This is a genomic window from Runella sp., from assembly GCF_027484545.1.
Taxonomy (GTDB): domain Bacteria; phylum Bacteroidota; class Bacteroidia; order Cytophagales; family Spirosomataceae; genus Runella.
Map to the genome: position 1 here is coordinate 32,892 of NZ_JAIXST010000056.1, position 7,731 is coordinate 40,622.

At 42.9% G+C, this 7,731-nt stretch carries 6 protein-coding genes; 3 read left to right on the forward strand and 3 right to left on the reverse strand.

Annotation, left to right across the window (positions count from 1 at the left end):
- Positions 1 to 36 precede the first annotated feature (36 nt).
- The 3 genes from Q0081_RS05205 to Q0081_RS05215 all read left to right on the forward strand — a co-directional run bounded on the left by Q0081_RS05205 (position 37) and on the right by Q0081_RS05215 (position 3,767).
- Positions 37 to 543 (forward strand): DUF2911 domain-containing protein, encoded by a 507-nt coding sequence (locus Q0081_RS05205; RefSeq protein ID WP_298350049.1) that lies wholly within the window; start codon positions 37 to 39, stop codon positions 541 to 543.
- Between the two features lie 162 nt (positions 544 to 705).
- Positions 706 to 1,635 carry a sugar phosphate isomerase/epimerase gene (locus tag Q0081_RS05210; RefSeq protein ID WP_298350051.1) on the forward strand — a complete coding sequence of 310 codons (930 nt, stop codon included), beginning with the start codon at positions 706 to 708 and terminating at the stop codon, positions 1,633 to 1,635.
- A 74-nt stretch (positions 1,636 to 1,709) separates the two neighbouring features.
- Complete coding sequence (locus tag Q0081_RS05215) at positions 1,710 to 3,767, forward strand: BatA domain-containing protein (RefSeq protein ID WP_298350052.1); 2,058 nt, start codon at positions 1,710 to 1,712, stop codon at positions 3,765 to 3,767.
- Between the two features lie 274 nt (positions 3,768 to 4,041).
- Here Q0081_RS05215 and Q0081_RS05220 read toward each other — a convergent pair whose 3' ends face one another.
- From Q0081_RS05220 to Q0081_RS05230, 3 genes are all read right to left on the reverse strand, one after another.
- Complete coding sequence (locus Q0081_RS05220; protein ID WP_298350053.1) at positions 4,042 to 4,659, reverse strand: hypothetical protein; 618 nt, start codon at positions 4,657 to 4,659, stop codon at positions 4,042 to 4,044.
- A gap of 114 nt (positions 4,660 to 4,773) precedes the next feature.
- The gene (purL, locus tag Q0081_RS05225; protein WP_298350054.1) at positions 4,774 to 7,023 is read right to left on the reverse strand and encodes a phosphoribosylformylglycinamidine synthase subunit PurL; all 2,250 of its coding nucleotides are present in this window, start codon (positions 7,021 to 7,023) and stop codon (positions 4,774 to 4,776) included.
- Between the two features lie 209 nt (positions 7,024 to 7,232).
- A complete protein-coding gene (locus tag Q0081_RS05230; RefSeq protein ID WP_298350056.1) occupies positions 7,233 to 7,601 on the reverse strand; it encodes a helix-turn-helix domain-containing protein in 369 nt (122 codons plus the stop codon).
- Positions 7,602 to 7,731: the final 130 nt, after the last annotated feature.

The window sequence follows — 7,731 nt, forward strand, 5'->3', positions numbered from 1 at the left end:
CCATAAAGTTCAATTTAACCAAATTTTAAGCCAAAGATGAAAAATTCAGTATTCGCCCTCTTTTTGTCACTTATTGCACTCAATTTTGCCTGCAGCCAAAATCCCCCTGCCAGTCCCCATACGACAGTCGACGGGAAAGATGTTAAAATAACGTTTGGTCAACCTTCTAAAAAAGGACGGGTTATTTTTGGAGCTGAAGGGAGCCAAAGCCTTGAAAAATACGGTAAAGTATGGCGTACAGGTGCCGACGAAGCCACCGTTATTACCTTCAAAAAAGATGGTATGTTTGGCGGGAAAGCCGTAAAAGCAGGTGAATATAGCCTATTTACAATTCCGGGTGAGAAAGAATGGGTGGTTATTCTCAACAGCGAACCAAAACAGTGGGGTGCTTATAACTACAAGCAGGACAAAGACGTTTTGCGTGTAACAGTGCCTGCAGTTACAAACAAAGAATCGGCAGAGAAGTTGAATTTTAAAGTGGGAGACAATGCGCTTGTATTTGCATGGGATACTTCAGGTTTCTCCGTCCCGTTGAAATTCTAAAATTTTTGTATTAAATGCTTGAAGCCTGACCCTTAAGTCAGGCTTTTTTTGTAATAAATAACAGGGATTAGGATTCGTAAGCAAGTTTTTTAGCCATTGGAGCAATAAATTTTGATGTTAGAAGTCTTTAGTAAAATATCTGAACCTTATTTACTTATAATTATGCCCACTTCCCGCCGCCAAGCCCTTGCTGTACTTGCCTCTACTGCCGGAGCAAGCCTTTTGCCCGAAACTTCAACTGCCGCTGTAAAATCACCTTCTTTTGTTCCATGCCTCAATATGAGCACCATTCGGGGGCAAAAGTTAGGATTTGTGAAAGAATTGGAAACGGCTTCCAAAGCGGGTTTTCGCTCCGTTGAAGTTTGGATGGAGACACTTCAGGAGTTTGTGAAAAGTGGAAATACGCCTGCTCAAGCCCGAAAAATTGCGGATGACTTAGGTATTAAAATCGAAAATGCCATCGGTTTTGCCGCCTGGATTGTTGATGATGAAACAGCTCGCACCAAAGGCGTTGACCAGCTCAAACGGGAGATGGAACTGTTGGCCCAAGTGGGATGTATGCGGGTGGCTACGCCGCCTGTCGGTGCACAATCCCCCCAATCGCCTCGTATTGACCTGCTTAAAGCCGCAGAGCGTTACCGAACTATTCTCGAAATCAGTGACCAAACCGGCGTCATTCCCCAGTTGGAACTGTGGGGGTTTTCTAAAAACCTTAATCTTTTGAGCGAGGTCATGTACGTAGCCATTCAAAGCGGTCACCCGTCGGCGCGCTTGCTGTTGGATGTGTATCATCTATACAAAGGTGGCTCCAGTTTAGACAGCCTGAAATTGGTAGGTAAACTTGGGATTGAGATTTTTCACATCAATGATTATGCCGCTGGTTTTCCAAAAGAAACCATTGTCGATGCTGACCGTGTATATCCGGGCGATGGCATTGCACCGATTGGTCAAATCCTGAAAATTATTAAAAATCCGGATCGCCCGATTGTGCTGTCGTTGGAAGTATTTAACAAATCCTACTACGCCCAAGATGCGTTGCAAGTAGCCAAAACAGGCCTTGCAAAAATCAACAAGGTAATTGCTGGAATTTGATTTTAGTGGTAATATAAACCGTTTGCACGATATTTGCGTTAGACATCTAACGACTACGCTAACACCAAACCTGAATGCAGTTTCTTTTTCCGACCTTTTTGTGGAGTTTACTGGCCGTGGCGGTGCCTATCGCCATTCACCTGTTCAACTTCCGGCGTACACGACGCATTTATTTTTCTAACGTATCGCTTTTAAAAAGCGTCGAGATGGAAACCAGTTCGTTCCGACGTCTGAAACAATACCTTATTTTAGCAACGCGTGTACTGGCCCTTGCTGCTTTGGCATTTGCATTTGCTCAGCCGTATTTGCCGAGCCAAAACAAGTCAGGTACCAATGCGCAAAGTGTAACGAGTGCGTACATTGATAATTCGTTTTCGATGCAAAACGAAGAAAATAATCAACGCTACCTGGACATTGCAACGGGAAAGTTGGACCAATTGCTGACGTTGTTTCGGAATGCAACTCGTTTACAACTGCTTACCAATGATTTTGATGCTCAGGAACAGCAACTCACAACCACCGACCGAATCAAAGACCGTCTGACAACGCTTAAACTGTCGCATACACCGCGTACATTACCCAGCGTTTATAAGCGACAAACCAATATTTTGGCCCGTCATGCGGGAAGTGGGAAGAATCAATTGTTTTGGTTTTCTGACTTTCAAAAAAGCACGTCAGGAGACCTTTCCACTATCAAAATTGATTCTACAAACCGACTTTTCATTGTACCTGTACAAGCCAAAGCGACTCAAAACGTGTATGTGGACTCGGTGTGGCTCAATACGCCTTTTGTGAGAGAGTTTCAGAATAACATTTTGTACGTACGTGTCAGCAACGCCGGAAACGACGATGTGCAGAATCTGGTGGTGAAGTTATTTTTGGACGATGTACAGGTTTCAACGGCTCCGGTGAGTTTGGCCCCCAAAGGTTCGGCCACCACCGCTTTCAACTTCACCGTTCGCGGCAAAGGTTTCAAGCGAGGCCGCGTAACTTTCGACGACTTGCCGATAACGTTTGATAACGAATACTTTTTTGTCCTCAATGCTTCTCCTGTCATTCGTGTGTTGCATCTCTATGGTCAAACCAATTCATCCAAGGCTGTAGAGAATGTATTTGACAACGACAGCCTTTTTACCTTACGCAGTCTCAATGCCGGTAATGCGGATATTGGTTTGCTAAAGCAATCTGATTTAGTGGTGCTTGAAAGTGTAGAGCGAGTGGAAGGGGCGATGCGTTCTGAAATAGAGAACTTTGTCCGTCGAGGTGGAAGTGTAATGGTAATCCCGCCTTCCAATCCTGATTTGGCTACTTATGGCGGGTTCTTGTCTGCATTGGGGGTGTCAGGATTACTTGAACGTCCTTCAGAAGAGTCCATTCCTTTGGCCAATCCCGAACGGAATAGTCCTTTCTTCAGTGACGTATTTGAACAATCCATTCGGCAGGAAAATCTCGAATTGCCTGTCTCAAAGCCCGTATGGCAGTGGCAGGCGGGCGGAGCCAAGCTGTTGAATTTGCGGAGCGGTGATGTATTCCTGAGTCAATCTACGGCGCAACGCGGCAAAGTGTATGTATTGGCGAATCCTCTGACGGAGGCCTTTGGTAATTTTGCACAAAATGCTCTTTTTGTTCCCGTTATGTACAAAATTGCGGCGCAAAGCGTCCGTGAACAGCGCACAGCTTATTCATTTGACGAAAATACCATTACGCTAACCGTACCCGAAGCGCCTCAAAATACGATTTATAAGCTTAAAAAAGACAAGATAGAACTGATTCCGGTGCAGCGTCTCAACGGAAACCAACTCATCATTGAACTTCCCAAAAGCAATCAACTGAATGTTGACCAGGAATTGGAGTCGGGCTATTATGAGTTGCAAAAAGACGGGCAAACGCAGCAGTTATTAGCCTTTAACCACGACAATCAGGAATCGCAATTGGACTATTATTCACCCGATGAACTGAGACGAATTTTTGCAAATCAACCCAATGTTCAGATTTTTGATAATGTGGCCGACGGAGATTTTGTGAAAGAATTCCAAAAACAAAATGTGGGCGTTAGCCTTTGGAAATACTTTCTTTGGGCAGCTTTGTTGTTTTTGTTACTGGAGATTTTAGTGATTCGATTTATAAGATAATAATCTTACAAATGTGGGAGGAACTACTCATAATGGGTAAATAATTCCACAATTATTTTGTAGTCATTGATGGGCTATTTTTTTGGAAGTACTCCTAATTTCTAATCATAAACAAACCCGAACAAATGAATAACCTATTCAGAGGATTGCTTGCCGGCTACGGTGCTAAAAAATTGGGAGGCGGTTGCTTCAGTACTGTCCTTATATTTATTGTATTGTGGTATGTATTAGGTCAATGCAATAACTAAAAATAGTAAGTATCCTGACAGGATGATTATTCGGAAACAGGTGGCAAAATATCTTCGTCTTCTAAGATTTGTTGCAGGCAAAACGAATAATCATCAAACAAAGGAATCGTTTCATTCCACTGAAAAATTTCTACAATTCGGTGAGATTTAATAACAATAATTCGGCGTCCTTTGGTCAAAATCCATACAATGCCCTCTACCCCAAAATCTAACAATTGCCCCGATTTCTCCAGGATGTAATCCATCTCCGTACCCGTGGGCGGTTCGTCTTGGTAATCTTTGGGGTCTATTTTTATGTCAACTTCAATGATGAATTTAGGAGGCACGTTGCTGTATTTCTCTGAAAATGGGTCAATAAGTTTGCTTTTTTCTACAATGACAATGTCATTCGACAGGTTTTGCTTGTGGTTCAGATGTAAACCGGCTTCGTTGGTAGGTACCCAATACTGTTTTCTCGGAAGAATGGTTTTCAAATAAAACACAACTGCCTGTACAATAAGTGATTGAAAAATACTGCTACCCATTATTTCTTCTTTTGTTTTAAGCCCTAATAATACCTGTCGATAGCCTCTCCGGTAATAGACTCGACCACCAAACTCTTCATAAATAAGGCTTTCAGGAATTTGCTGCGCTGTCGTTGCCATAGTTGTTGTGCTTTACTTTTCAAATATAAGGATTTTCAAAACTTTGCCATAAAAAACGCCGACAGGTTTTGTCCTGTCGGCGTTTTTATTTCCTTGACTTTTAGATTGAAAGCTTTAATTCATCAGTTTCCCCAATGAATTATCGTATAAATCTTTAGCTTCCGAAGTGGAGATAACGGATTCTTTATCAACGACAAAACCGGTTGAGGTAACTTTTCCAAGTAAGGCGTGAACGGTTTTTAATTCTCCTCCTACTACCTTCTGGAATTCAGCCTGCTTGTCAGGACTGACACTGACTACTACCCGGCTTTGGGATTCACCGAATAAGAAAGCATCTTTGCGGTAATCGTCCATCGTTACTACGTCAAAACCTAATCCGCGAGGCAAGGCTGATTCAGCCAAGGCAATGAACAAACCTCCGTCTGATACATCATGTACTGATTGCACCAATTGCTTGCTGATTAGACTTCCAACGGCTTGTTGTAAATCAAATTCTTCGTTTAAATCAAACGCAGGGGCCGGAGAGGCTTTTAATCCACGATAAGAATAAAGGTATTCGGACGACGCAATGTCATTTTGTGACTGCCCTACGAGATAAATTAAATCCCCTTCGTTTTTGAAATCCAACGTCATTTGGTTCTCAGGGTTTTCAATCAAACCGATCATTCCAATGGTTGGCGTTGGAAATACCGGACCGTCGTCGGATGATTGATTGTAAAAACTTACGTTTCCACCCGTTACCGGCGTTCCGAATTTTTTACAGGCTTTTCCCATTCCCTGTACCGCATTTACAAATTGCCAATATACTTCAGGGACGTAAGGATTACCGAAATTAAGGTTATTGGTAACGGCCAAAGGTTCCGAACCAGTACAGACTAAATTACGGGCCGCTTCGGCTACGGCAATCTGAGCTCCTACAAACGGGTCTGCGTTGACATAACGGGCGTTGCAATCCACCGTCATGGCAATACTTTTTTGATAATGAGGGCGTTCCACATCACGAATTCGGACAACGCCTGCGTCGGAAGGGCGATTGGTCGTGCGATTGGCCGTTCCAACCGTTGAATCATATTGCTCATAGACCCATTTTTTAGAAGCAATGTTAGGGTGTGAAAGCAAATGTTTCGCAACAGCACTCACGCCTGAGGGTGAATTTGTATCAGGAACAGAGTTAATATCAAATTTCTTAAATTCTTGAAAATAAGCCGGCTCACGGTATTCACGGTGATTTTGCGGTGCTCCGCCACCTAATACCAAGTCATGCGCAGGTACGTCAGCAATGATTTCGCCGTGTTGTAAGAAATGCAGGCGACCTCCTTCCACTACTTCTCCAATTTGGGCACAATGCAAATCCCACTTATCAAAAATTCCTTTTATGATGTCTTCTTTGCCTTTTTCAACAACAACCAACATTCGTTCTTGCGACTCTGACAACAAAATTTCCCAGCCTTTCATATTGGCTTGACGAGTGGGAACCTTATCCAGGTCAATAACCATTCCGTGTTCGCCTTTGGCGCTCATTTCAGATGTAGAGCAGATAATTCCTGCCGCACCCATGTCCTGAATACCAATAACATACCCCGTACGAATGATTTCTAAGGAAGCCTCCAACAGTAATTTTTCCATAAAAGGGTCACCAACCTGTACAGCGGGCAGTCTTTCCGAAGATTTTTCTGAAATGTCTTCCGAAGCAAAACTTGCTCCGCCAATACCGTCTTTTCCCGTGGCAGAGCCAACAATAAACACAGGGTTCCCAACGCCATAACTGATGGCTTTCGCTACTTCTCCGACTTTTACAATACCTGCCGAAAAGGCATTAACGAGCGGATTGGTATTGTAACATTCGTCAAAAAATACTTCGCCGCCTACGGTCGGAATACCAAAGGCATTGCCATAATCGCCAATACCTTTCACGACTCCTTTCACAAGCCATTTGGTTTTGGCTAAATCCGGATTGCCGAAGCGAAGGGAGTTCAATTGGGCAATGGGACGAGCACCCATCGTAAAAATATCTCGGTTGATTCCGCCTACCCCCGTTGCCGCTCCCTGATAAGGCTCAAGGGCAGAAGGGTGATTGTGAGATTCAATTTTAAAACTACAGGCCAATCCATCTCCGATGTCTACGAGCCCGGCATTTTCTTCGCCGGCTTTTGCAAGCATACGGTCTGAATCGCGCGGGAGGGTTTTGAGCCAAACAATGGAGTTTTTATAGGAGCAGTGCTCTGACCACATGACTGAGAAAATACTCAGCTCGGTGAAATTAGGCGTACGACCTAATATCTGCTTGATTTGTTCAAATTCTTCGGGAAGAATCCCTAATTTTTTGGCAGTTTCGACGGTTGGGAGTTGTTCGACGTGTTCCACAGAAGGGGGAGTTGTGCGGGGCCGCCCGCGCGGTTGGTGATTTGTGATTGGTAGTTTGTTGTTTTGTAACTAACATATCGTGCTGCAAAGTTAGAACTTTGAGGCCAGAGGCTCAAATCTATTTTTGTAATCTTGAGAAATGGTTGAAAGTATTTCCAGTAATCAAGAGCCATAAATTAATGAAGTAAACATTGCTTTTTACCAATTTTTTAATTTTTGAGCTTTTCATTAAGTATCTCAATTTGCCGTTGTAAACTCTCAATAAGCATATCTTTAGCCTTAAAAAGCTCTTGTTGAAGTTCTTGCATTCTATCATTCCGATTTTGCTGATGCAATATGTTGATATTATCTCCTTGTTCGTTGTGTTGTAGGGCAACAGGAGAGTTTTGCCCCAAAAGTTCCCCTACACCTACGTTCAGATTTTCGGCAATTTTTATTAAAAGATTAGGTTTGAAGCTGTTTATTTTGCAATTTCCAATCCTGTTGAGGGTGGAGACATCCATATCAAGCCTATTAGCAAAATCCTTTGGGCTAATCCCTTTTTCTTCTCTTAGTGCTCTAATCTTGTGTCCAATCATCGTATTTTTAAGATGCAGGATTCAAGTTACAAATGCAACTTCTTGATGGTTAGTTAATTGATTAAAAATTTGATTTGGTGTTTGAAAATCATGTCTTTTTCTTGGCCTGTTATTAAGTTCATTCTCTACA